This is a genomic window from Alphaproteobacteria bacterium (assembly GCA_026400645.1).
Taxonomy (GTDB): Bacteria; Pseudomonadota; Alphaproteobacteria; order Paracaedibacterales; family CAIULA01; genus JAPLOP01.
In genome coordinates this window covers 21,822-47,902 of the sequence record JAPLOP010000016.1, presented here as the reverse complement: position 1 = coordinate 47,902, position 26,081 = coordinate 21,822, and the positions used below count along the sequence as shown (strand labels likewise).

Genomic DNA, 26,081 nt, shown 5'->3' with positions numbered 1-26,081 from the left:
AGGCGCCTTGCAAAGGATTTTGAGACAAAAACATCATCGTCAGAAGAAATGGTTCGGCTTGCCTTTATCCGAATAAATTTAAATAAACTTATGTGTTAAATTGAAGGACAGTCTCTAACTTTTGCCTTTGTAGAATAAGTTATACCCTTTCAACCTAAAGATACCACTTGTCCTATCGAGCCTCGTTACGATGTTACGATAAGCAAACAAGAAGAACCTATACCCAAGATGAATGAAAATGTTGAAATTTTATGACAGATAGTTTTTTCAGAAACAAGGTGAAAAAGACGCGCATAGCTATTCTATGCAAGGCTTTTGAATCGCCGTTTATGGCCAAATTATAAACCAAGGGGATAGCCAACATAAAAATCAACATTTCTGTTTAGATTAGGCATCAATATCCAGCGTCTTCGTTTTAAAAAATACACATAACAAAAAGCACAAAGAGTCTCATGAAACAAAATATCGCACCACGAAATACTCGCCCTCATAACAACAATGCGGGGCGCAATAGACCAAGGCAACCAGGGACCGGATTGTCCCAAGGTCACCATCACGCCCATCCATCATCTTTCGAGGGGTCGGAAGGGCGTTCGGGTAACAACCAACGCCAACAGGGAAACCGCAATTCTGGCAACTATCAACAGCTTTTCGATAAATACATGAACTTGGCCCGGGATTGCCTATCAGCTGGGGATCGCGTGGAAGCAGAATTCCATTACCAACACGCGGATCATTATCTTCGTTTGATAAATGAACGGGCGGCAAGCGAGCGAACCGATCGTAGTCGCGAACCAAGACAAAATGACTCCCCACAACAGGCTCCAGTTGTGCAAAATATTCCCGTACCAAATATTCCCGCACCAAGCATCCCCGCACCAAGCATCCCCGCACAAATCGAACAACCTCAAGATGCCGCCCCAAAAATTGCCGCCCCACGACATAATAGGTATAGAAAAAAAGTTCAACAACCGGTAGAATCCAAACAAGAGAATGTCCCAACTCCATAAAGGAGGCGTCTCATGAACCTAGAAAAATTTACCCAACGAACGCAGGGTTTTCTGCAAAATGCGCAGATGCTGGCCCTAAGGGAGGGTCATCAGCAATTAAGCCCCCTCCATCTGCTAAAGGTCCTTGTTGACGATCCCGATGGAATGGCATCTGGCCTGCTTAAACAAGCCGGCGCCAATGAAAAGCGTGTTTTGGAATTGGTCAATGAATCCCTTCAAAAAATTCCAAAAGTTTCTGGCGGGAATAGCCAAGTCTACATGAGCCCCGAATTAGCAAAGGCGCTGGAAACAGCAGAAAAATCATCCACCCAAGCCGGAGATTCTTTTGTTAGCGCCGAAATGGTGTTGCTGGCATTGTCGATGTCGCCCCCTGCCCGATCCATTATAGAAACCTGTGGGACCGATTCAAAAAAATTAAACGAAGCCATCGCTCAAATGAGAAAAGGCAAAAAAGTCGATTCCCAAACAGCAGAAGATTCCTATGACGCCCTAAAGCGGTATGCGCGCGATTTAACCCAGGCTGCCCGACAGGGAAAGGTTGATCCGGTAATCGGACGGGACGAAGAAATTCGCCGCACCATTCAGGTATTATCCAGACGCACCAAAAACAATCCCGTTTTAATTGGGGAGGCCGGCGTTGGAAAGACAGCCGTAGTCGAAGGGTTAGCGCAACGTATTGTTAACGGTGACGTCCCAGAAGCCATGAAACAAACACGCTTGATGTCGCTTGATTTGGGTGCATTGATTGCCGGAGCCAAATTCCGCGGAGATTTCGAAGAACGGCTCAAGGCTGTTCTGGCCGAAATCACCCATGCCGAGGGCGAAATCATTCTATTCATTGACGAATTGCACACCCTTGTTGGTGCCGGCAAAGGGGATGGCGCCATGGATGCATCCAACATGCTAAAGCCCGCCCTGGCACGGGGAGAATTACACTGCATTGGCGCCACAACATTGGATGAATATCGTCAGCACATCGAAAAAGATCCAGCCCTAGCACGACGTTTTCAACCCGTGTTGATCGAGGAGCCAACCGTAGAGGATTCCATTTCCATACTGCGCGGGTTAAAGGAAAAATACGAACTTCATCACGGTATCCGCATCAGTGATGGGGCCATCGTTGCGGCCTGCACCTATTCCAATCGGTACATCACTGATCGTTTTTTGCCGGATAAAGCCATCGATTTAATGGACGAGGCTGCCAGCAGACTTCGGATGATTGTTGATTCCAAGCCAGAGGATATTGATGAGCTGGACCGGCGAATCATCCAGCTAAAGATTGAGAAAGAAGCCCTTAAAAAAGAAACGGATGCTGCATCGAAAGATCGCCTAGTCAAGCTTGAAAATGAATTGGCGGAACTAGAGGCAAAGTCAGAATCGCTGAGCGCCGTTTGGAAACAAGAAAAAAGCAGCTTGGCCGAAACACGCAAGATCAAGGAACAAATCGACAGCCTGCGGTCAGAAATGGACAGCGCCCAACGCCAGGGGAACCTGACGCGTGCCGGGGAAATTCTTTATTCTTTGATCCCAAGCCTGGAACAAAAATTGAATTCCATTGATGGACAGCAACCCCAAAAGTCGTTAAAAGAAGAAGTAACAGAAGCGGACATTGCCTTGATCGTGTCGCGCTGGACGGGGATTCCTGTCGAAAAAATGATGACAGGTGAACGAGAAAAATTAACCCATATGGAAGATTATCTACATCGGCGCGTGATTGGTCAGGATGACGCGATCAAGGCGATCAGTAACGCTGTTCGACGGTCAAGGGCCGGATTGCAAGATCCGAATCGCCCCATGGGATCCTTTTTGTTCCTGGGGCCAACCGGCGTCGGCAAAACCGAATTAACAAAAGCCCTGGCAGAATTTTTATTCGATGACGCAGCCAATATGATCCGTATTGACATGTCCGAATACATGGAAAAGCATTCCGTGGCGCGATTGATGGGTGCCCCGCCCGGATATGTTGGATACGAACAAGGGGGCGAGTTAACCGAAGCCGTTCGTCGTCGTCCTTATTCTGTCGTGTTGTTTGACGAGGTGGAAAAGGCCCACAAGGATGTGTTTAATATTCTGCTGCAAGTATTGGACGAGGGGCATTTAACAGATGGTCAGGGACGCAAAGTTAACTTTAAGAATACGATTATTATCTTAACATCGAACCTGGGATCCGAAGCTTTTCTTGATAAAGATATCGAGGATACGATAACACCAAAAACCCGTGACTATGTTATGCAGGTCGTGCGCCAATCATTTCGGCCAGAATTTTTGAACCGATTGGATGAAATTTTAATCTTTAATCGCCTGCGTCGGGAAGATATTTTAAATATTGTGCGCATTCAATTAGACACACTCATAAAACGCTTAGCAGAACGTAAAATTACGATCCGGTTTGAGAATGATGCGTTGTTGTGGCTTGTGGAGGCAGGATATGATCCCCACTATGGTGCCCGCCCCCTAAGGCGCATTATCCAACGACAAATTCAGGATCCGTTATCGTTAAAGATATTATCTGGCGAAGCAGGCGATGGTACATTTTTGACCGTGCGATGCAATCATGATGGGTTGGAAATTATTCCCACACAACCGCCATCAGTGGCCTAAACAGGGCCATGATGATCGTAACACAATTGATCCTTCCCATAAAATCGTATCAAAATTATACGGCAGACATATGGGTTACGGGCCCCTGCAACCAAGAGGCATTCAAGTGGATCAATTCTGGAGATCATTGGAGAAGTTCAAAATTCTCTTGCCTCTATGGTGACAAGGGTTCTGGCAAAACGCATCTGGCCCTTATGTGGCAAAGCTTATGGCAAAATCAATCGGATGCCCTGTGGTTCAGCGGCAAAAGCATGGATTATGATTCTCCCTATGATCTGATTGATGAATCCACCAAGGCGGTTATCTTGGATGATGCCGATTGTATAAAAGACGAAGAATGGTTGTTTCATTTTTATAATGCCCTCAATGAACGACAGATTTCTTTTTTAATGACGGGTCGCACACCCCCAACACATTGGTCGGTTTCCTTGCCGGATCTCAAATCCCGCCTGGCAACGGTTTCATCGATTGAATTAAAACAGCCTGACGAGGAAACCCTCTGGGCCGTTTTTCAAAAGCAATTAACTGAAAAAGGGATCAGGGTATCAGAAATTGTGATTGATTTTATTCTTAACAGAATAGAGCGATCCTTTGCGGATGTTACCCATTGGGTGACTTTGCTCGATCAGCATTCAGCCCAAACCAAGCGCCCCGTTACCGTTGCGCTGGTCAAGGATTTGTTGGGAGAGTAATGCAAGTTTCAAAAAACTGTCAGCCCCTTTGACGCAAAAAGGCTGCGGGCACGTTCAATTGCTTCAACCGATGGAGTCAACGTTTTTTCAAGAGCATAAGGAAGGCTGAGCTCTTTCCACTTGTAAGCCCCCATTTGATGGAAAGGCAGGATTTCAACACGTTCGACGGCCGAACCAAGGTCAGCAACGAAATCGGCCAAACGCAGGATGTCCCCCTCGTCATCGGTCAAACCAGGCACCAACACATAACGAAGCCACATTTTTTTGTGCAGACGTGAAAGGCGTTGCGCGCAATCAAGCGTCGGCTGCAACGTATGCCCCGTTAGTACCTGATACTTTTCGGGATCGCTATGTTTGATATCAAGCAGAACCAGATCGATATCGTCGAAGAAATCGTCAGTCACATGCGTATGCAAAAACCCCTGTGTATCAAGTGCCGTGTGCAAACCGAAATCGCTTTTGATTCGACGCAGCAATGCCCCAACAAAGGGGGCCTGCACCAAAGGCTCGCCCCCAGAAATCGTCACTCCGCCTGCTAGCTTTAGAAACTTTGCGTATGGTGCGACCTCTGCCACCGCCTCGTCGAGCGAGACCTTGCGCCCAGCATGCAGCTTCCACGTATCAGGATTATGACAATACTGACACCGAAACAAACAGCCTTGCATGAAATAGACAAAGCGCATACCTGGCCCGTCAACCGCAGCCGCTGTTTCAATGGAATGAAAATAACCTTCTAGCATTTTATATTTCCTTAGAATTTAAATAACCTTGTATCTGAGCTCGACGTAACAATCCCTAAAAACCTCGTCTTTTCCAGGACAATCCTGGGTTGCTTCGTCGCTTCGCTCCTCGCAATGACGTCTTTGCGCGGAGGGCGTAGCCCGACAAAGCAATCCAGGCCTTAAAGCACCAGGCTCAACAATGCTTTTTGGGATTCTTACGTCGAACTCAGATAAATATTGCTATATGCTCTGGTGGAATGTGCGACTGATAACATCCAGCTGCTGCTCGCGCGTCAGCTTGACAAAATTTACCGCATAGCCCGACACGCGCACCGTTACCTGGGGATAGAGTTCCGGATGTTCCATTGCATCTTCCAACATTTGACGGTTGAAGACGTTGACGTTGATATGGAACCCGCCTGCCTCAACAAATCCGTCGAGGCAATTAGCAAGGTTACATTTGCGTTCCTCCAGCGAATGACCAAGCGCATCGGGTGTAGCCGAAGCCGTCCAACTGATACCATCCAAGGAACAACTATAAGGGATTTTTGCAATGGATGCGCCGGCGGCAACAAATCCCTCCACATCGCGCCCGTTCATGGGATTTGCCCCGGGAGCAAATGGCACACCTTCACGGCGACCGTCGGGCGTGTTGCCAGTCTTTTTCCCATATACAACGTTTGATGTAATCGTCAACACCGACTGTGTCGGCGTGGCATCCCGATAGAAATAAGGCTGTGCCTTGAGCTTGTCCATGAAACTCTTGACGAGGTTAACGGCGATCTGATCAGCGCGGTCATCATTATTGCCGTAAGCCGGATAATCGCCTTCGATTTTGTAATCGACAGCCAGCCCTTGTTCATTGCGAATAACCGAAACCTTGGCGTACTTGATGGCTGACAGAGAGTCCGCCGCGACCGATAGTCCCGCGATGCCGCAGGCCATGGTGCGCAGAATGTCGCGATCGTGGAGCGCCATTTCGATACGTTCATAGGCATATTTATCGTGCATATAATGGATACAGTTCAGCGCCTTCACATAGGTCTTGACGAGCCAGTCCATCATCTGGTCGAGCTTCATCATGACTTCATCATAATTCAACACGTCGCCCTTGATTGGTTCGAACCCTTTGGCGATCAGCTTGCTCGACTTTTCATCAACACCACCGTTAATGGCGTAAAGAATAGCCTTGGCCAGATTGGCCCGCGCACCAAAGAACTGCATCTGCTTACCGATACGCATTGCCGACACACAGCAAGCAATTCCATAATCATCCCCCCATTGTGGCCGCATGATGTCATCATTTTCATACTGGATTGCACTGGTTTCAACCGATACCTTAGTCGCATATTCTTTGAATCCGCGGGGTAGTTGCACGCTCCATAGAATCGTTAAATTCGGTTCCGGCGCAGCGCCAAGATTGTAAAGCGTATGTAGAAAGCGAAAGCTGTTCTTGGTCACCAAAGAACGGCCGTCAAGACCAACGCCGCCGATGGATTCAGTGACCCATGTCGGATCACCAGAGAACAAAGCATTATAATCGGGCGTACGCAGAAAACGGACAATGCGCAGCTTGATGACTAAATCGTCAATCATTTCTTGCGCTTGTTCCTCTGTAATATTGCCCTCGCACAGATCGCGTTCGATATAAATATCAAGAAAGGTCGAGATACGGCCGATCGACATCGCTGCGCCGTTCTGTTCCTTGACGGCAGCAAGATAAGCAAAATAGGTCCACTGAATCGCTTCGCGTGCAGATTCCGCCGGACGACCGATGTCAAAGCCATAGGACGCCGCCATCTGCCTTAATTCATCCAAAGCACGATGTTGTTCTGATAATTCTTCGCGCAAGCGGATGATTTTATCATCAAATGGCTGGTCGTCGAGTTCATGATAGTCGCGCAGCTTGTCCTGACGCAGGAAATCGGTGCCATAAAGCGCAACGCGGCGATAGTCACCAATGATGCGACCACGGCCATAGGCATCGGGCAAACCAGTAATGATTCCCGATTTTCGGGCTGCACCAATTTCGGGGCTATAAACATCAAACACACCCTGATTATGCGACTTTCTGTATTTGGTCCAGATTTCTTGAACCATTGGATCCATTTGATAGCCATAGGCATCAAAACTCGATTGTACAGTCCTCAACCCACCGTTTGGCATGATGGCGCGCTTCAACGGCTCGTCGGTTTGCAGACCAACGATAATTTCATTGTCTTTGTCGATATAGCCTGGCGCATGCGCGGTGATGCTTGCGGGCTTGTCAGTCGAAATATCAAAGACGCCCTTCTCGCGTTCCTTTTCCAGCAAGGGCAGAAGTTTTTCCCAAACGCCCTTGGTACGAGCGGTCGGCCCCACAAGAAAGGATTCGTCGCCATCATAAGGCGTGTAATTTTTCTGGATGAAATCGCGCATGTCGACTTTCTGTTTCCAGTCCTCTCCCTTAAAGTTACGCCAGGACTTTTCGGTTGTCGGAAGTTCGATGACCGCGTTCATGTTTCTGTCCTTTTTTTGTGTTTTCATTATACGGATAGATTAATGATGCGCCCAAATCGTCAGAATTTAAAGAAGGTAAAATCAATTTTGTTTACAGAAAAGATATTGCCTTACCCTATTTTATTGACCTATCGCAAGGGGGTTGAGTATATAGTCGTCATAACGTCTGCAACAAAATTCAAATAATACAGAAATGCCCAACACCCTTATCTCTGAATATCTGATGCAAAACAACCCCTCCCCATCATCCTGTGGTTTGACCATGGAATCTATGGAGGATGACAAGGAAACCAGTTTTCCGGAAATCACACAAGCCGTAACCCTTTTATCCCAGGGTAACGTCGTTGTCATGCCAACCGAAACGGTTTATGGATTGGCAGCCGATGCAACAAACGGCCTGGCCATTGCAAAAATCTATGAAATAAAAAGTCGGCCGCAGTTTAATCCGCTGATCGTTCACGTGCACAGCCTAGAAGCAGCACAATTATATGCGGATTTTACGGATGATGCCCTGGCGATTGCTGCGCAATTCTGGACGCCCGGCCCCAACCACAGGCCATTGACCCTTGTGTTAAACAAAAAACAGGGCGCACCAATTTCCGAACTCGCAACCGCCGGACTTGATACAATCGCGATCCGCATTCCGGGTCATCCCATCGCCCTGCAACTGTTGGCAGCATTTGAAAAACCATTGGCCGCGCCCAGTGCGAATATATCGAATTCACTCAGCACGACAACAGCCCAGGCGGCCCACCACCAATTGGGCGACAAGGTCCCACTTATTTTGGATGGCGGCCCCTGTGCGGTTGGGGTTGAATCCACCATCCTTGATTTATCTGGCGAGAATCCAGTTCTGCTAAGACCAGGCGGCACCACCACAGAAGAGTTAGAAATCGCACTGGGCAAGCACATTCAAAGGCACGCGCCATCGGCAGCCATCAAAGCCCCCGGCATGATGAAACGGCATTATTCGCCATCCCTCCCCCTCCGGTTAAATGCGGACACGTCACACAGGGGCGAAGCTTTTATTGGGTTCGGCCCCGATTCACCAAAAGATATCGCGGCAAACCTCAGCCCCAGCGGAAACCTGGCAGAGGCTGCAGCCAATTTGTTTGAAACCCTGCGATGCGTTGACCGGGCCGATCATTACAGCGGCATTGCGATTATGCCCATCCCCGAACAAGGATTGGGCATAGCGATTAACGATCGGTTAGCACGGGCAGCATCTTAGTCTGCCAAGATTTCTGTTGGAACAACGACCGCCTTTGCAACACCAACCATAGCGGCGCGCAATAAACGGTCATGTAACATGTACCCTTCTTGCAGAACCTGAACCACCGTGCCAACAGGTTGATCGTTGGTTTCGATTTCAAACATAGCCTGGTGAAAGTTTGGATCGAACTTTTCATTCAACGGAGAGATTTTTTTAATTCCCTGCTTTTCAAAAGCTGCCAGGGTTTCCCGCGCGATCATATCAACGCCCACAACCAACGATTTAATGGAATCGGGCAAACCCTCATCCGTGCTTTGGGGACAGCTTTGCAAGGCACGACTCAGGTTATCAGCGATTCCCACCATATCGCGCGCAAAGGAAATAACCCCATATTTCATCGCATCTTCTTTTTCGCGCTGTGCCCGCTTTCTGATGTTTTCACTGTCTGCCATGGACCGCAACCAATTGTCCCGCATGGCGTCCAGTTGACTGGTGAGATCCTCTATCTGTTGCTGGGGGGTGACCTCCTCAACTAATTCTATGTCGTGGGCCTGCAACTCGACCATTTCGTCATCCAAATGCATTTCCTTTATTAAGGTATCGTCGCGATCCATCATTAATACTCCTGAAATTTTTCATTCATCTTTATTTTTTGTGATAAAAATCATTATACTAAGGAACCATTTTTTCGCAAGGATAACAATTTTATGACCCCGAATAAGCCCCTGATCGTTGGCAACTGGAAGATGAATGGATCTTTGTCGTTCATAAAGGAAACTGTATCATTCTGGAACAATCAGCAGATTGTTAATCCAACTGTTGTTTGTCCGCCATTTGTCTATTTGGAGGCGTGCAAAAATCTTATATCCTCCCCACTTTTAGGCCTTGGTGCACAAGATTGCCACCCCCAGGCTTCGGGCGCATTCACCGGAAACATCAGCGCGCAACAACTGGCCGATATTGGCTGCCAATACGCGATTGTTGGTCATTCGGAACGCCGCCAATATCATGCAGAAAGCAACGCATTGGTCCGGGAAAAAGCCCAGCGCGCAATCGATTGCAACCTGACCCCCATTATATGCATTGGCGAAAATCTGGCTGATCGGGAAAGTGGCCTAACGCTGGAATTTTTGGCGCAACAGGTCACGGAATCTTTACCAGAAAAAAGCACCCGCATCATTATTGCGTATGAACCCATTTGGTCCATCGGTACTGGCAAAACAGCGGCGCCGGAAAATATCGCCGAAGTTCATCAGTTTTTAAGGCAAAACCTTGGTCTGGATTGTCGATTGCTTTATGGTGGGTCTGTGACAGCCGCCAATTACAAAGAAATCCTGGGGATTCCCAATGTTGATGGTGTGTTGGTAGGCGGCGCCAGCTTGAAAAAAGAGGATTTTGCCAAAATGATGATGAATGCAGACTAATAATCAGCCCCTGTCTGTTACGGGGAAATTATGGCAGCTTCGCCCCGCGGATGAACGCCATATCTGGAGCATCACCCAAAGCCATAGCTTGCCAGAAATCGTGGCGCGCCTTTTGGTTGGCAGGGGCATCATAACCGAAACTGTTTCGGGATACCTGACCCCAACCTTGCGCGACCTTTTACCCGATCCATCCAGCTTGCTTGATATGGACAAGGCGGTTGATCGGGTTCTTTGCGCCCTGGATAAAAAAGAAAAAATCGTTGTTTACGGCGATTATGATGTTGATGGGGCAACGGCATCGTCCCTGTTGCGGCGCTATTTCCACGATATCGGACATCCCATCGGTTTATATATTCCCGACCGTATCGAGGAAGGGTACGGCGCCAATAGCCAGGCATTGGAACAATTGCACACACAAGGGACGAATCTTATCCTGATGGTTGATTGTGGAACGACGTCGTTTGAACCGCTGTCGCACGCCCATTCTTTGGGGCTGGATGTGATTGTGCTTGACCACCACAGTGCAGAGGCAGCCTTACCCCAGGCCGTCGCCGTTATCAATCCCAACCGCCTGGATCAGGATTTGCCAACACCCGAAACCACACACAGTGTGAACATGCGTCATTTATGTGCGGCTGGGGTTGCGTTTTTATTCCTGGTGGGCGTGCAACGGGCCCTGCGTCAAAAGGGGTGGTTTCAAACTACGCCAGAACCAAATCTGCTGAATTATCTGGATTTGGTTGCATTGGGGACCGTTTGCGATGTGATGCCATTGACGGGTCTAAACCGCGCCATTGTCAGCCAAGGATTAAAAGTTTTCAAAAAACGAGGTAACCTTGGGCTTGCTACACTGGCAGATGTGGCCAGCGTTTCCGAAGCAATTTCCGCCTATCACCTGGGGTTCGTTCTGGGTCCGCGCATTAATGCCGGCGGCCGCGTTGGGCAAGCTGATTTAGGCAGTCGCCTGTTATCAACCAGCGATTCGTTGGAGGCACAAAAAATTGCCAAAAGTCTGCATGACTATAATGTGCAAAGACAGGAAATCGAAAAACAAGTCCTGGAGGAATCCATTGAATTAATAGAATCGAAAAACCTGGATAAAAATCCGATTCTATTGGTCGGGAATGATGGATGGCATCCCGGCGTGATCGGCATCGTCGCCAGCCGCCTAAAAGAACGGTACAATCGCCCGGCATGTGTTGTGGCGTTTGATAATGACGTTGGCAAGGGGTCAGGCCGTTCCATTTATGGCGTGGAAATGGGTGCATCCATGCATGTTGCCGTGCATTTGGGGCTGCTGGAAAAGGGTGGCGGACATGCCATGGCGGCCGGATTCACGGTCAATCGCCTGCAGTTTGATGCGTTTTACGATTTTCTGAATGATCATTTGGGTAAACAAATCGAAACCGTAACACCGATTCTGAAATTGGATGGATATTTATCGCTTGCTGGTGCCACAACGGAGCTGCTGAAATCAATGCAAAAGCTAGAACCATACGGCAATGGAAATTCCACCCCGCGGTTTGCATTTAGCCAAGTAACGATCCCTTTTTCGAAAGTTGTTGGCGCCAATCACCTAAGCTGTCAGCTTCAGGATCCAACAGGAAAACGGATCAAGGCCATCGCATTTCGGGCTAAAAACACGCCACTTGGGGATCTGCTGGAAGGGGCAAGCAAAATCCCCGTCGATATAGCCGGAACTATCCGATTGGACAGCTGGAATGGACAAGAACAGGTTAGTTTAACGATCGAGGATGCCCGATCAACAATACCGTGATTTAACATCGTTAGCATATCCGATCCTAAATAATTTGATTATAATGTCAAAAAATTGTTTTGTTTTGGCAAGATGACATACAGGAGTCGATAGGTATTCTTCTTAATGAAGTATAGTGATTAATATTTTCTTGCTATATTCGAATTATTATTTTACTCTGTAATTAGAGGTTATGTTTATTTATCACCCTATTAAGGAGACAATTTATGAAAAATTTGTTTTTTATTGGCGCTATAGTTGCAACGAATATGCACGATGTTCATGCCATGCAACAACCAAGAGTTATAAATCAACGTGAAGAGGGGGCTGCAGTTAGGGAACTTGAACATAGAGCGGGAAGAGATTCATCCGAGCTCATTCAGGATTTAGGCAAACAAAGAGAAGCAGCAGTGGCAGATGCCCTCGCTCAACAATTACCCGGTTTTACCAGGGCTAAGCAACAATTCATGCAACTATCCGAGGAAGGAGTTGACGGGTTTGGGCCTCTCATAGAACAGCGCGATTCGCTGCAGCAAAAATTAGACGAGATGAACCGGCATTATGAGCGGGATCATTGGAAAAAGAGCCTATACCCGGAAGATGTTTATAAAAAAGAACAAGAAGTGCAACAGATTGAATTAGAAAATAATGAAGGATATAAAACAAATCCACAATATCTGGCTCTCGTTGAGCAGGTCCGTGACATTGAAAAATCTGTAGAAAATTCTAAGGAAGTCAGAGATCTCGAGCGCATAATATCGTTCTATAGGACGAAATTGATGGATAACTGTCTCAAAGGGCGCAACCCTGATCTAGATGACAACGCTCTTGTGTTTGTTCCTGGTGATATGGGGAAGGGGGAAATGAGCGGTTATATTCATTTACGAGAGGGGATGGGGGATGATAGTTTGGCCGCTATAGCAAGATTCTATGGCAATCAGGAATATTTAAGCAAATTTAATGAACTGAGACAACAACTTGAACAGGTTAAAAAAAGCACTCTTTATGAACCAATCACGCAAGCAAAAGAAGATATGATAAAATTACAAAAAGAAATCCAGGCAAAAACGGCCGTGGAAAATGAACCCAGAATAGCGGTTCTTAATGATGAAATTGCTGCACTGAAAAAACCTATTGATGACGAAAAAGCGGCAACAGAAGAAAAGCTTTCTAAAATATCCGCAGAAATCAAAGCCATACAAGAAGCGTGGGAGTTAAAAATTAAACCTGTACGTGATGAAAAAGAAGCATTGTATGACAGCGACGCCATTGATAGGATTTCTAGACCCATCAATGATCACTATAGCACAATACAAAAAGAAGGCTTTGACAGGGCTTTTGAGAAGGCTATGTCAGAAAAAATAGACAGCTTAGAAAAAAATGATCATAAATAACAAGGAGATACCATGCTATAGTGTTTTTCTACGTGATCAATAGAGAAATAGCTTTCTGGATGGCCACACTCTCTTCGTTCGTTCGCCATGACGTCATGGCGAGGAGGGCGAAGCCCGACGTGGCCATCCAGGAATCTATCCTGTTGTCTATTGACTTTGCAGGAAAATACTATATTTTCTCACAAGTCTGATAGACAGCGACCGATCAGCATTCAATGAGGAGCGTTGTCTCTCTTCGAGTTATGCCCAAGACAAATGGAAATGTTGAAATTTTATGAAATAACTTTGCTTTAGAAGCAAGATAACAAATCCGCTTATTTAAGGATTTTTTGTCGCCGTTTATGAAACAAGGATTAAATATAAAATCAGCATTTTCATTTAGCTTGGGTATATACCTATTCGTTTTAAATATTTAAAGACAATTGAAACACTGATTCCAGTAGACTGCCCAATTTCTTTGGATGCACAATCGGGATTTTTATATTGAACCGGGGTTATTTATTGATTATACCATTTTCACAAATTATTAGTGAGTTTTCTGGATGGCCACGCCGCCTTCGTCGGCTCGCCATGACAACGTCATTGCGCGGAGGGCGAGGCCCGACAAAGCAATCCAGGAATCATCCCGAACTCATGAAGATTTATTGAAAATGGTATTACCTACTAAAATGATACATGGCTCCAGGAAGGCTTAAGGGAGGCGAGAAGATAGAGGGGATTACTCTATGACCCCATGAACGGTACATATCCCCACCAATAAATAGACACAAATAAAAACAACCACACAACGTCCACAAAGTGCCAGTACCAGGCGGCAGCCTCGAACCCGACATGGTGGGTGGCTGTGAATTCACCATTTTTCGTTCGAGCCCAACAAACGATCAAGAATATTGTTCCAATAATTATGTGTGCGCCATGAATTCCCGTTGCCATATAAAACAAAGATGGGTAAATACCGCCGCTAAATCCAAAAGGGGCATGACTGTATTCAAGGGCCTGAACAATCGTAAAAACCACCCCAAGGCAAATGGTAACGGCCAACCCCTTGATCGCATCGGACATGCGACCCAAACAAATCTCGTGATGGGCCCATGTTATGGATGTTCCCGATAACAATAAAAGCAACGTATTCAAATAGGGCAAATCAAAGGGATCAATTGTAATAATCCCCTTGGGGGGCCAAACGCCACCAATCACATCCCCCGGATCCAGGGCAATGTGGAAATATCCCCAAAAGAAAGCCCCAAAAAACATCACCTCTGTAAAGATAAACAACCCCATCCCAATCTTCAAGCCATTTTGGACAGCTTGCGTGTGGGCCCCCGAGGTATTGCTTTCCATCAAAACATCACGCCACCAGCCAACAAAGGTCGCCACCAAAAGCGCCACCCCCAACACGAATACCCCGTGATCAATTTTATGCATGGACAAAACCGCCCCTATGCCCAGCACAAGAATCGATAACGCCGCCACAAATGGCCAAGGACTGGGATCAACAAGGTGAAATGGATGCTTTTCGGGCATGGCCACGCGATCCCCTCCGGGTACAATACTAGTAAGTTTATTCTTTTCGTTCATTCCGCTAATTCCTTTGCGGGAAACATATTTCCCCATCATCCGACATAATCACCCTATGGCGCAATATGGTAATCAATATGAACAGTCAGCTTTATATCAAAATAGGTATATTTTTCAGATTCTGGTAGGTCTGAATATTTATGGGGCCATTTCACAAAATGGTCGGTAAGCGTCAGCCGAAGAAGGTTCATGTCGTTTTCCTTGTTACAAATATGCTGAAAACTATGAGAAACGTTATCTTTGTAGCATTCCTTAAGAAAAGCAGCAATTTCAGATAACTCCAAACATGCAGAAGATTCCTTGCGTTTCATTGTAAAGCTATCATGAATATTTAGATCTGTATGCATCCAGCTTTCATAATGAACTGTCGATTGATCCTCGATCACAGAAAATGTGATGTCGCTAACAGAAAAAATGTCCTGTAATTTAATGGCATTTTCTTGGCGAAGGTTATCTAATTCACATAAAGCAATTTTCCGACTATAATCAAAATTCGCTAATTCTAAAAACGAACGATCCGTTAAGATATGATCTTCTTTGTAAACCATATAGAGGGGTTGGCATGTGGATTGCAGCTCTTCCTCCTCAAAATAGGATGTCGCTTGACCAGTTATGCCCGATACTGTAAAAAGCAATATTATCACCAATATATGCATAATTAATACACCAATAAAATTGATATACTATATACAATAGGTTTAATACGTTTATAAAAAGTAAATATGAACGAAATTATTTAATAAAAAATTATGAATGGGAGCAATCATGGATTGGGATAGGCTTAGGATTTTTCACATCGTTGCCGAAGCAAAAAATCTGACACATGCAGGATATAGCCTAAACCTAAGTCAATCGGCTGTCAGTCGCCAGATTAGTGCCCTGGAAGAATCCCTTTCCGTCCCCCTTTTTCAACGTCATGCCAGGGGGTTGGTGCTAACGGCCGAGGGGGAAAGTTTATTAAAAGTCACGCGTGGAATTTACACACAAATATCCACAATGACCAGTCAATTAACGGATAATTATTCTTCTTTAAAAGGGAACCTGAAAATATCCACAAGCGTTGCCATGGGATCGGTATGGCTTGCTCCACGATTGCATCGTTTTTTTCAACTTTGCCCTGATCTGAATTTAGAAATCGTTTTAACTGATGAAGAGGTGGATTTTTCCACTCGGGAAGCCGACATTGCCATTCGCTTGGGTCATCCTGAGGCTGATCAAAATCTGATTTCGGAAAAGCTGTTTAGTTTTTCCCTAAAATTATACGGAAGCCCAGAATACTTGGCACAACACGGAACACCCCAAAAACCCGAAGACCTAGACAAGCACAGGCTGATCGTTTTTGGTGGATATACACGGGCCCCCGTGGAAAATGTCAATTGGATTTTGGGTGTTGGCGCTAAAGCAGGCACAATACGCAACCCTTTTTTGATCATCAATAACGCCTATGGTATTTTGCAATGCGTTAAAAACGGGCTGGGCCTTGCCTGTTTGCCTGAATTCATCGCCCGGGATAACCCTGAATTGATTTGCCTGTTTCCCAAGCTCAAATGCCCAACGGTGGATGCCTATTTGGTCTATCCAAAGTCATTTGCAGGCTCCAAAAAACTCCATGTCTTTCGTGACTTCATCAAAACGGAAATGGTGCTGAGTTAACACACTGCACAAAAAAGATAATTTTATTGTCTGGACCCGTTAATTTGATTAGACTGATCCTAATGTTTTCATCTTCATAAAGATATCGTATGCTGCAATCTCTGAGAGAGCAATCCGGAAAATGGTTTGTTAAGGTTTTGTTTGGCGCAATCATCGCCAGTTTTGTCATTTGGGGAATCGGCGACGTCATCAGGGGATATAGCGCAATGCGCCCCATTGCCAAGGTCGGCAGTCATTCGATCACCTATGATGACTATTCCCATGCATTGCGTCAAGAAATCTCCCGCATTCAAGAAGCATCAAAAGGAAAGCTGACTTCTGAACAATTAAAGCAAGCGGGAATTCACACACATGTACTGGATAATTTGATTAACCAAGCAACACTGGATCAGGAATTAAAACGCCATAACCTGTTTGCATCCGATATGTTAGTGCGATCCTACATTCATTCTATGCCCGTTTTCCAACAAGACGGCACATTCAACAAGCAGCTTTTCTCAAAAGCCATAAGCGGAAGTCATTTGACGGAATCACAATTCATTCAAAATATCCGGCATAACCTTTTGACCCAACAACTTGTGGGTCCGTTGGTTATGGGGGCAAAATTAACAAACAGCTATAAAGACCTTTTGTTTAAAGCACTGACCGAAGAAAAAGTATTTGCAGCAATATCTATTCCCTTTGAGAAAATAAAATTGGATGTAATTCCAACAAAGGAAGAGCTAACTATTTTCTATCAACAAAACAAGCAAAACTATGGGGTTCCCGAATTCCGTCGGGTTACTTTGGTTCTGCTTACGCCTAAAACTCTGTCACGATCCACCCCGCTAAACGAGACTGATATACAGGCAGAATACGATGCACGCCTGGATGAATTCACGCAAAAAGAACAGCGATCCATCAAGCGCCTGAGTTATGCCTCCAGGGACCAAGCAGAAAAAGCTTTGGATCTTTTGAAAAAAGGAAAGTTAATCACAACGGTAATTCGCGAAATCCATGGGGGTCAGCTGAATGATCTTGGCATGATTGAAAAAAGCAACCTGCCTGATGTTGCGGCTGACGCCGTATTTTCATTGGATGTTGGTGCCTATTCCCCCGTGATTGAAACGGCTACAGGGTTCGACATTTATCAAACAACAAAAATTGAACCAAAACGCGCCCAACCTTTAAAAGAAGTTCGCGAAAAGATCATTGCTGATTTATATGCAAAAAACTTTGATGCCCATATTCAGGACATCAAAAATAAAATAGAAGACACCCTAGCCGGCGGCGCCAGCCTGGCCGAGGTTTCCAAGCAACACAACCTGCCTATTGAGTCCGTTGATCTTGATCAGCAAGGGCAAAACACTGCAGGAAAGCCAGCCGTGGAAGATTTATCCCCCGAAACGATGAAGCTGATTGCAGAAAACGCTTTCACCCTTAACGAGGGAGGTGAAAGCGCCGCGATCGATATTCCAAACACCCAAGGCGGTGGTGGCGGATCCTTTATCTTGCGCGTCGAAAAAATCACAGCATCCCATGTTCCTGAACAAGCAAACATCAAGGAAACAATTCTAAAAGATTGGATCAAAGATCGTAAATTAAAAGAAGCTGCCAAACTGGCCAATTCTATTGCTCAAAACGCAAAGACTTTTATGGATTTCAGTAAACTGGCAAGTCAACATGGCTTGACGCTGACATCCAATCACACATATAGCCGCATTGGAATCGAAGCCACCAACAAGGCTGACAAAAAATCGGATATCCCCACTGACCTGATCCACAAGGGGCTCTTGCTAGCACCAAACCAGACTGCATCTGGGCAAGGAGCTGATGGATTTTTTATCCTCATGCTGCAAAAAACGAATCCATTTACAGTGGACAAGGCAAAACTTGATACGTTCACCAAAAACATTGATCAATTGTATGAAAAGGATTTTTTGACACTGTTGGTTCAATCGTTCCGCCATCATAACCCTGTATCAATAAACCAAGACATCTTGACTATGGTTATCAATGCGGAATAAACGAACAGCGATTGCAATCGGCATTAGTGCCGGTTGCCTGGCTTTATTGTTTTATGGTTTCTATAGCGCATTTTCAGTTTATAAAAGTACGCTAAAAAGGCAGGGTGCCTTTGTTGCCGTTATTGATAGCCCCCGAATAAAAAACGAAGCAGAGCCATTTGTGAAAGTTGGGAACCTTTTAAAGGAACAACACACGCAATCTCATAAGGAAATCTTGGCCCAGGAGACATCCCTCAGAAAACAAATGGAAGAAATTAAAAAGGGCAAGCTGTCATCAGAAGATCGTCAAAAAAGAAAAATTCAGTTCGACAAGAAAGTAGCTGAACTAGAGCAACACGTTCGACAAAAACAAGAAAAATTAAACAAGCAATTTGGCGCACTCATGGAACGGGTGGAAACTTCGCTATATGATATAATTTCCATGATTGCACGTGAAAAAGGTGTTAATCTTGTTCTAAATTCCAACATCCAGGGAACAGAAGCCGTTTTGTATGTTGATGATTTTTTGGATATCACCGATGAAACAATTAAACGATTGAATAAAAAGTTAGAGAAAATAACCCTTCCGGAACTTGAGTAAGAAACAAGAAAAGCGAAACAAAGATGTCAAACACCCAAACAATCAATAGGCGCTTTTTTAAAAAACCAACCCCTTTGTCGCTATCCGCTATTTGCGAGATCCTGGGCATATCACCCCCAAAAGCCCCCGAACTCACACCCCTGTTTGATGATGTTTCGCCATTGGATAGCGCCGAACCTTCGCATGTTAGTTGTTTTCACAATGCCAAATATTTAACCGACCTACAGCACACAAAAGCTGGCCTATGCATTGTCTCAGCCGAACACGCACACCACGTGCCGCCAACGACCATTGCCCTGGTCATTCAAAATCCTTATAGAGCCTATGGAAAAATTGCACAGCAGTTTTATTCAGTTGCCTCAGGGGGCGGATTTATTTCCGAAAAAGCATCCATCAGCAAAAGCGCACAGATCGGGTTAAACTGCACCATCGGCGATTTTGTCACAATTGGGGACGATGTTGTGATTGGTGATGGATGTCAAATCAAATCCTTTACAAGTATCGAATCCGGCTGCATCCTGGGGAATAATTGCGTACTAGAATCAAATGTCACAATCAGTCACAGCATTTTGGGAAACGACGTATTTATAAAACCAGGGGCCAAAATCGGTCAGCCAGGTTTTGGTTTTCACATGGATGCAGCTGGGCATTTCGATATTCCCCAGCTGGGGCAGGTTGTTATCAGGAATAATGTCCATATTGGCGCGAACACAACCATTGATCGGGGTAGCCTTGTCGATACGGTTATTGGAAATGGCGTTCGAATCGACAACCTAGTACAAATCGCCCACAATGTTGTCGTCGGGGATAATTCTGTCCTGGTGGCACAAGCCGGAATCGCAGGCAGCAGTAAGCTTGGGCAATTTGTGATCGTAGCCGGCCAGGTTGGCATTGCGGGACATCTGACTATCGGTGATGGTGCTCGGATTGCCGCCCAAAGCGGGATCATGAAAAACATTGCCAAGGGTGAAACAATTGCCGGCGCGCCAGGCATCCCCATTCGGGATTGGCATCGTCAAACCATTGCGTTAAATCAATTAATTAAGGGAAAGAAATAATGAGCACACCGTCCATTGAAAAAACACCGACTGAATTATACAACATCGATATTAATGAGATTAAATTATTAATTCCTCATCGCTATCCCTTTTTAATGATTGATCGCATGATCGATGTTTGTCCCGGCGAAAGCGCTGTTGGCATTAAAAATGTATCTGTGAATGAAAATTACTTTCAGGGACATTTTCCCGGAAAGCCAATTATGCCAGGCGTTCTGATCATAGAAGCCATGGCACAAACAGCAGCAGCGCTTGTCACAAAAGGCGTGCTTGTTGACAAAGAAAAAGGGATCATGCCTCCAGATGGAATGAATATAGGGGTCTATTTCATGACTGTTGATGAAGCAAAATTCAGAAAACCCGTTGTCCCTGGTGATGTTTTACATCTGAAAGTATCAAAAGAAAGAAGACGCGGACCCGTTTGGAAATTTAAGGGCGAAGCCTTTGTGGATGGTGCGCTTGTTTGTGAATCCCTGTTTTCTGCAATGCTCGTAGAGTAAAATCATGAGCAAAATGAACACAAGTCAAATTCATCCAACAGCTATTATCGAAGATGGCGCCATCATTGGGGACGGCACTTTCGTTGGCCCCTATTGTTGCATCGGGCCAAAGGTCAAGCTTGGCAAAGATTGCCGGTTGATTTCCCATGTCTCGCTGGCTGGCGATATAACCATCGGGGACAGGGCCACAATCTACCCGTTTGCATCACTTGGGCATCCACCACAGGATTTGAAATATCATGGCGAGGCTTCCAGTACCATCATCGGCACTGATGCAACCATCCGCGAATATGTGACCATTCATCCCGGAACCGAAACGGGATGTATGCTGACGGAGGTTGGCGATCATTGCCTGCTGATGGTTGGGGCCCACATTGCCCACGATTGCCGCGTTGGAAACCATGTCATTTTGGCCAACAATGTCGCCCTTGCTGGACATGTAACGGTGGAGGATCATGCGATTATCGGTGGTCTTTCGGCCGTCCATCAATTTGTTCGAATTGGAAAGCATGCAATTATCGGCGGAATGTCAGCGGTTGAAAAGGATGTTATCCCCTATGGCACGGTTATGGGAGAACGCGCCTCTCTTCAGGGGCTCAATATCATTGGCTTGCGGCGTCGTGGCTTTTCGGCGAAATCAATTCAACAGCTTATGAATATTTATACCCAGCTTTTTGGGGTCAATCAGGATGAAACGCTTGCGAAGCGCATAGAAAAACTATCGCTAGATAGCCACCATTATGGACCCGAAGTTCTTTACCTTATTGATTTTATCAAGGCTGATTCAAAGCGCCCCCTATGCCTTCCAAAGCTTGCATAACCCGAGCTCAGGCTACATATTCCGCAGAAACAAGGAATTTGCCTTATACGAGGACACAAAATACCTGTATCATATTCTTAACCAGTTTTTAACCATAGGGGTAGCTGGGAATACTCACTTTATTGAGGCATAAATGATACAGTCTTTGCTTGCTCTGCTTAAAAATATGGCTGATTCCATTCAGCATACCTTTTCATCTGTCCCGTTTGTCATCATTGTCTTGCTGATCATTGCGTTGATCGTTATGATTTTGACAATCGCATTGGTGATCTGGGGCATGCGACGGGGATCCGCCAAAAAGCAAACCGCCCCTGCATCGGGGGCAAACGCCACGGACGAAGAATCATCAGACCAAGATACCGACCTCCCCCCCATAGGTGTCTGGATCAGCGAATTCCTATCCAAAAAAGGGTTTTTTCAGGTCAGCCCCCTCAGTCTCTCCTTTTTAAAAGCGCTGGATTTTTTAAAACAATCCCTTAATTCCTATAACTATAAATATCAGCTTCCTTGGTATTTATTGATTGGCGCTGATGGATCTGGAAAAACCTCCTTTTTTGAAAATTCCGAACTCAACATGCCAGCCCTTCAACCCAAATTTGAAGGACCCAACCCCAATCCAGACTGTCGGTGGTGGTTCCTAAACAAGGGGGTCGTTTTGGATGCTAAAGGTTCCTTGTTGATCGCCAAGACTGGCCTTAAGGAAAACCAAAATGCCTGGCGATCCCTGTTGGTATTGTTATCCCGATATCGTGCGGCGCGCCCCCTGAATGGCATCATTTTAACAGTGCCGGCAGATGAATTGTATGGTCGACATAAGTTTAACAAGGACGAAATTTACGCCCGGGCGCAATTGTTGGCCGCCAAAATGACAACCGCCCAAAACAGCCTTGGGTTACGCCTGCCCGTCTATGTACTGATTACCAAAACGGATTTAATCCCCGGATTTCAAAGTTTTTGCGCCGCAATCCCAACAAGCAATCGCAACAATATGATTGGGTGGTCGTCCCCCTATACCGTCACAACAGCCTATACGCCATCATGGGTGGACGAAGCTTTTTCCAGCCTAGAATCCAATCTTCAGCATTTGAAATTAGAACTGTTCGCCGATGGGCACCTGGGCGGTCATTCGGGCGATTTAAATGACGGATTATTTGTTTTCCCAAGCGAATTGTCAACAGTCAAAGAAAATTTGGGAATCTATCTGGATTGCCTTTTTAAGGACAGCGCCTTTCAGGATTCGCTTTTACTGCGCGGTCTTTATTTTTGCGGGGATAGCGGAATGACACCGCTTAAGATTTTGGATGATTCGTCTTTATCAGAGGATGCAAAAGATGATGGCGACCATTCATCGATGGCGGCCACCCTGACAGGTGATATGGATAATTCTACACGAAAAAGAAAGATTTTCTTCCTGAAAGATTTCCTATCGGAGAAAGTTTTTTACGAATCTGGCTTGGCCCACCCCCTCAAAGGAAAGCTTTTGACGGCGAACAGGGCCCTCAATAGTGCAAAGATAGGAACCATTTGTTTTGCTTTGATTGGCAGTATCGGTTTGTTTAGTGCCTATGAAAAGTTTTCCAAAAACCGCGATGACATTATGCCCGTGTTATCGAAAATGGGCACATCGCTCAAGGAAATGCAGACCATAAACCTTGGTCAATCAGGGGAATCAATAGACCTGTTTAACGATTATGCGCGCCAATTGATCAATATGATGGACCAGCTTCAGGATACGCAATTCTTTTCTATATTCGTGCCTGGTTCCTGGTTTAGCCCGCTGCAGGCGGATCTTCACAAAACCCTGCAGATCGCCTATCAACAGGTTATTATACGGACGATTTATATCGATTTATTGCTTAAGGCACGCGATCTGTTACATTTACGCCCCACGGCCCATGACCAATCCACGACGATTACGCAACTTTTGCAACCAACGCAAAGTGCGGAATATGTCCTTTTGAAGCGGTACATAGAAGGCCTTGCGACACTTCAAAAAAAGATCAACACGTTCGAAAATTTGCGGAAATCGGCCGATCCAAAAGACTTAAATGATTTGGTTTTGTATACATTTAAAGCGGAATTACCGCCATCCTTTTATGTCCATTATAAAAAGTTTCGAACAGCATTACAAAAATCACCGTTCCCATCGATTGATTTGACCCCCTATAATCAATTAGCCAAAGAAACGCTGGATATTCTATATCAGAATTTTTTGAACGCGCTTTTTTCAAAGAATCCATCCAGCTTGCCGGTTCATATCAATACGTTTATACAAAGCCTTGGCCAACAAAACTCACAACAATTGCCAGATATCACCGCGTTGCGTCGCTTTACAGCGGAACTTGCCCAGGCACGACCATCGCTGGGTGAGGCTGGCAAAACATGGATGGATGGGGAGATTTTTAACCCAGGGGGCAATCAAGGCAAGGAATTTGAGGATCTTTTGGATCTGGTGGATTCGTCCCCATTATTTGGTAAAACTGTAACGCAGACCCTTGTGGACCGGGCAGCCATGGGATTTGCAAGCTTTAAGGAATATTTACAGTCCCTCAATCTTTTGCTAAAGAATCAACAATTTTCAAAACCTATTTCTGCTATACCTTTGCCGGCAGCCCCCTCCTTTCCATCAGATGGTATAGTGCTTTTGGAAAAAAGCCTGACCGCATTATTTGCCGAACCCTACATGGCCCCGGTTGCACCGTGTTCGTTTGCAACACAGCTGCCAAAGGGAAAGACGATTTTTTGGGATGATAAACTGACCCAAATGGCCTATGACATTGGCAAGCGGTATGATGAATTCAATACAAAAGAACTAGCGAATTTCCCCCCTATCCTCCAGGAAAACATGCGCCTTGTGGCACGTCAAAACCTGCAATATACGATTATTGACCTTGTGTCAAAAGCACAAAATTTTGTTGATTTGCCGTTCGCCATGACCGAAGGGTTAGCAGCCGAGGAAATCTTGCGATCAAAAATTAGCGATGCACGGGATATTGCGCCCAAATTCATACGACTTTTGGAAATTCTGAATCATGATGCCGTGGGGGATTCCTTTGTTGAGCTTCGGAATTTTTTGGGCACAACAACGTATTGGTTGCTATCACAAGTCGAGCAAATGTTGCAATCGCTGAATCCATACGCCATCAATGACCAGACGTTTGCCTGGTGGAATGGAAAAATGGGCGCTGGCATGGGGGCCTTTTCAGCCAAGGATATAGAGGATCTGAAATCCTATCTGGCCATTCAACGTCAACAAGTTCAAAATATGGCACTGGAATTCGCAAAGCCATTGGTCAGTTTTTTGACAGCCGATATCATGCTGGATGCCCAGGGCGACCGCGATCTCCTCAACCGTTGGAAGCGCATCATCGATCAAGCGGAGGCATTCAATAAAAAACAACCCGGTAATTCCATGACAGCGCTGGAAGATTTCATCCTGGTCACACTAAACAGTTACGATGTGAATAAATGCCTGACATCGATTTCCCAGCCAGAGATTCAAAGCAAATCTGGTGATTATTTCTTGGAATCGATTCGTTTGCTTAAAAAGGGAATCCGCGCCAGGGCTGAAATCCTCAAACGGCAACAGGGGATCGAAAATTATAAAAACCTGGTGTCGCTTTTCAATAAAAACTTAAAGAATAATTTCCCCTTTGTTGGAACTAATATTTCCCTAAGCGCTGCAGAGGCTGACCCCGAAAGCATTTGGGAATTTTTCAAGGCGTATGACAAGGCCGGCGGAAATCCAAAAGAAATCCTTGATCAGATTCATCAATTGGGACCATCAACCCAAGAAGCCATGCAGTTCCTACAGGCTATGCAGGACATAAAGGTATTTCTTGGGTCATACCTAAAAGGGGATGCCCCCGGTGATATTCCATCCTTTAATTTCTCGATGGATTTCCATGTGAACCGAGCCAAAGAAAAAGGCGGGGATTTGATCGTTGACTGGACCTTTAAACCAAACAGCGATATTATTATCGATAAAAATGACAAACTAAGAAACGGAACCTGGGTTTACGGCGACCCCGTGGAGGCAAGCTTTAGATGGGCAGAGGGTGACACCATCCCGGCAAAGCCAGCCAAAGATCCAGGCCAACCTCTGCTAACCGTCGAAGAAGGAAGGGCAACCTTTCGTTTTCCGGGGCGCTGGTCGTTGCTATGGCTTTTGCGATTACAGGCTGCCAGACAGAATGAGTATTCCCCGCTCAAGGACCCCAACCCCTTTATGTTAAAATTTTCTGTCCCAACGGAGGGTAGCGGGCGATCGTTAGCAACCGTGTACAATCTAATAACCCTGACCGCGCCATCGTCGAATCCAAAATCACCCGGAAAGGTGGTTCGGATCCCAACGGCGTTTCCAGCGCTAGCCCCCACCCTTTCAGAGGAAGTTTTAAAATATGACGGGCAAGCCGTATTAACCGAGGGAGTATCATCAGAGGAAAAATCCGAAGATTCCGAGGAGGCCGACAAGCCTTCGTCGGAAAAGGAACCAGCAAGAGAGGCGGCTATCCCCGAGCCCGTGATCAAAGAAGCGACAGCGAATACACAGGCCACTGCATCGTAGGATTACAC

At 45.8% G+C, this 26,081-nt stretch carries 19 protein-coding genes; 14 read left to right on the top strand and 5 right to left on the bottom strand.

The features are described from left to right. Positions 1–452 precede the first annotated feature (452 nt). The 3 genes from NTX76_02425 (at position 453) to NTX76_02415 (ending at position 4,303) form a co-directional block, all read left to right on the top strand. Positions 453–1,010 (top strand): DUF4167 domain-containing protein, encoded by a 558-nt coding sequence (locus tag NTX76_02425; protein MCX7338125.1) that lies wholly within the window; start codon positions 453–455, stop codon positions 1,008–1,010. A gap of 12 nt (positions 1,011–1,022) precedes the next feature. Continuing rightward, positions 1,023–3,611, top strand: coding sequence for an ATP-dependent chaperone ClpB (gene clpB, locus NTX76_02420; GenBank protein ID MCX7338124.1), 2,589 nt, complete (start codon positions 1,023–1,025; stop codon positions 3,609–3,611). Between the two features lie 194 nt (positions 3,612–3,805). Then, on the top strand, positions 3,806–4,303 hold the full coding sequence (locus NTX76_02415; protein ID MCX7338123.1) for a DnaA/Hda family protein: 498 nt from the start codon (positions 3,806–3,808) through the stop codon (positions 4,301–4,303). 8 nt (positions 4,304–4,311) lie between these two features. Here the strand turns inward: NTX76_02415 and pflA are convergent, their stop codons facing one another. Together pflA and pflB are read right to left on the bottom strand one after the other, a co-directional pair. Further along, a complete protein-coding gene (gene pflA, locus NTX76_02410) occupies positions 4,312–5,043 on the bottom strand; it encodes a pyruvate formate-lyase-activating protein (GenBank protein MCX7338122.1) in 732 nt (243 codons plus the stop codon). A gap of 222 nt (positions 5,044–5,265) precedes the next feature. Continuing rightward, positions 5,266–7,524 (bottom strand): formate C-acetyltransferase, encoded by a 2,259-nt coding sequence (gene pflB / locus NTX76_02405; GenBank protein ID MCX7338121.1) that lies wholly within the window; start codon positions 7,522–7,524, stop codon positions 5,266–5,268. Positions 7,525–7,717: 193 nt separating this feature from the next. Between pflB and NTX76_02400 the strand changes: the two genes are divergently transcribed. After that, complete coding sequence (locus NTX76_02400; GenBank protein ID MCX7338120.1) at positions 7,718–8,755, top strand: L-threonylcarbamoyladenylate synthase; 1,038 nt, start codon at positions 7,718–7,720, stop codon at positions 8,753–8,755. Here NTX76_02400 and grpE read toward each other — a convergent pair. Further along, positions 8,752–9,354, bottom strand: a complete 603-nt coding sequence (grpE, locus tag NTX76_02395) for a nucleotide exchange factor GrpE (protein MCX7338119.1) — start codon at positions 9,352–9,354, stop codon at positions 8,752–8,754. The two genes, NTX76_02400 and grpE, sit on opposite strands and share 4 nt — an antisense overlap. A gap of 90 nt (positions 9,355–9,444) precedes the next feature. Here grpE and tpiA point away from each other — a divergent pair, with 90 nt between their 5' ends. From tpiA to NTX76_02380, 3 genes are all read left to right on the top strand, one after another. Next, the gene (gene tpiA / locus NTX76_02390; GenBank protein ID MCX7338118.1) at positions 9,445–10,161 is read left to right on the top strand and encodes a triose-phosphate isomerase; all 717 of its coding nucleotides are present in this window, start codon (positions 9,445–9,447) and stop codon (positions 10,159–10,161) included. Beyond that, positions 10,151–11,938, top strand: a complete 1,788-nt coding sequence (gene recJ, locus NTX76_02385) for a single-stranded-DNA-specific exonuclease RecJ (protein ID MCX7338117.1) — start codon at positions 10,151–10,153, stop codon at positions 11,936–11,938. Before tpiA ends, recJ begins: the two co-directional genes overlap by 11 nt. Before the next feature lie 206 nt (positions 11,939–12,144). Next, positions 12,145–13,311: a hypothetical protein gene (locus NTX76_02380; GenBank protein ID MCX7338116.1), complete on the top strand. Its 1,167-nt coding sequence runs from the start codon at positions 12,145–12,147 to the stop codon at positions 13,309–13,311. Between the two features lie 723 nt (positions 13,312–14,034). Here the strand turns inward: NTX76_02380 and NTX76_02375 are convergent. Together NTX76_02375 and NTX76_02370 are read right to left on the bottom strand one after the other, a co-directional pair. Continuing rightward, positions 14,035–14,889 carry a cytochrome c oxidase subunit 3 gene (locus tag NTX76_02375; protein ID MCX7338115.1) on the bottom strand — a complete coding sequence of 285 codons (855 nt, stop codon included), beginning with the start codon at positions 14,887–14,889 and terminating at the stop codon, positions 14,035–14,037. A 53-nt stretch (positions 14,890–14,942) separates the two neighbouring features. After that, positions 14,943–15,545 (bottom strand): hypothetical protein, encoded by a 603-nt coding sequence (locus NTX76_02370; protein MCX7338114.1) that lies wholly within the window; start codon positions 15,543–15,545, stop codon positions 14,943–14,945. 109 nt (positions 15,546–15,654) lie between these two features. On the opposite strand from NTX76_02370, the gene NTX76_02365 reads away from it, so the two are divergent. The 7 genes from NTX76_02365 to NTX76_02335 all read left to right on the top strand — a co-directional run bounded on the left by NTX76_02365 (position 15,655) and on the right by NTX76_02335 (position 26,073). Further along, on the top strand, positions 15,655–16,542 hold the full coding sequence (locus NTX76_02365; protein ID MCX7338113.1) for a LysR family transcriptional regulator: 888 nt from the start codon (positions 15,655–15,657) through the stop codon (positions 16,540–16,542). 89 nt (positions 16,543–16,631) lie between these two features. Then, positions 16,632–18,548 (top strand): SurA N-terminal domain-containing protein, encoded by a 1,917-nt coding sequence (locus NTX76_02360; GenBank protein MCX7338112.1) that lies wholly within the window; start codon positions 16,632–16,634, stop codon positions 18,546–18,548. After that, positions 18,538–19,128, top strand: a complete 591-nt coding sequence (locus NTX76_02355) for an OmpH family outer membrane protein (GenBank protein ID MCX7338111.1) — start codon at positions 18,538–18,540, stop codon at positions 19,126–19,128. The genes NTX76_02360 and NTX76_02355 overlap by 11 nt, the downstream gene beginning before the upstream one ends. Before the next feature lie 23 nt (positions 19,129–19,151). Continuing rightward, a complete protein-coding gene (gene lpxD / locus NTX76_02350; GenBank protein MCX7338110.1) occupies positions 19,152–20,186 on the top strand; it encodes a UDP-3-O-(3-hydroxymyristoyl)glucosamine N-acyltransferase in 1,035 nt (344 codons plus the stop codon). Continuing rightward, positions 20,186–20,686, top strand: coding sequence for a 3-hydroxyacyl-ACP dehydratase FabZ (gene fabZ / locus NTX76_02345; protein MCX7338109.1), 501 nt, complete (start codon positions 20,186–20,188; stop codon positions 20,684–20,686). Before lpxD ends, fabZ begins: the two co-directional genes overlap by 1 nt. Positions 20,687–20,699: 13 nt before the next feature. Continuing rightward, positions 20,700–21,506: an acyl-ACP--UDP-N-acetylglucosamine O-acyltransferase gene (gene lpxA / locus NTX76_02340; protein ID MCX7338108.1), complete on the top strand. Its 807-nt coding sequence runs from the start codon at positions 20,700–20,702 to the stop codon at positions 21,504–21,506. A gap of 133 nt (positions 21,507–21,639) precedes the next feature. Then, on the top strand, positions 21,640–26,073 hold the full coding sequence (locus tag NTX76_02335) for a hypothetical protein (GenBank protein MCX7338107.1): 4,434 nt from the start codon (positions 21,640–21,642) through the stop codon (positions 26,071–26,073). The last annotated feature ends 8 nt before the right edge of the window (positions 26,074–26,081 follow it).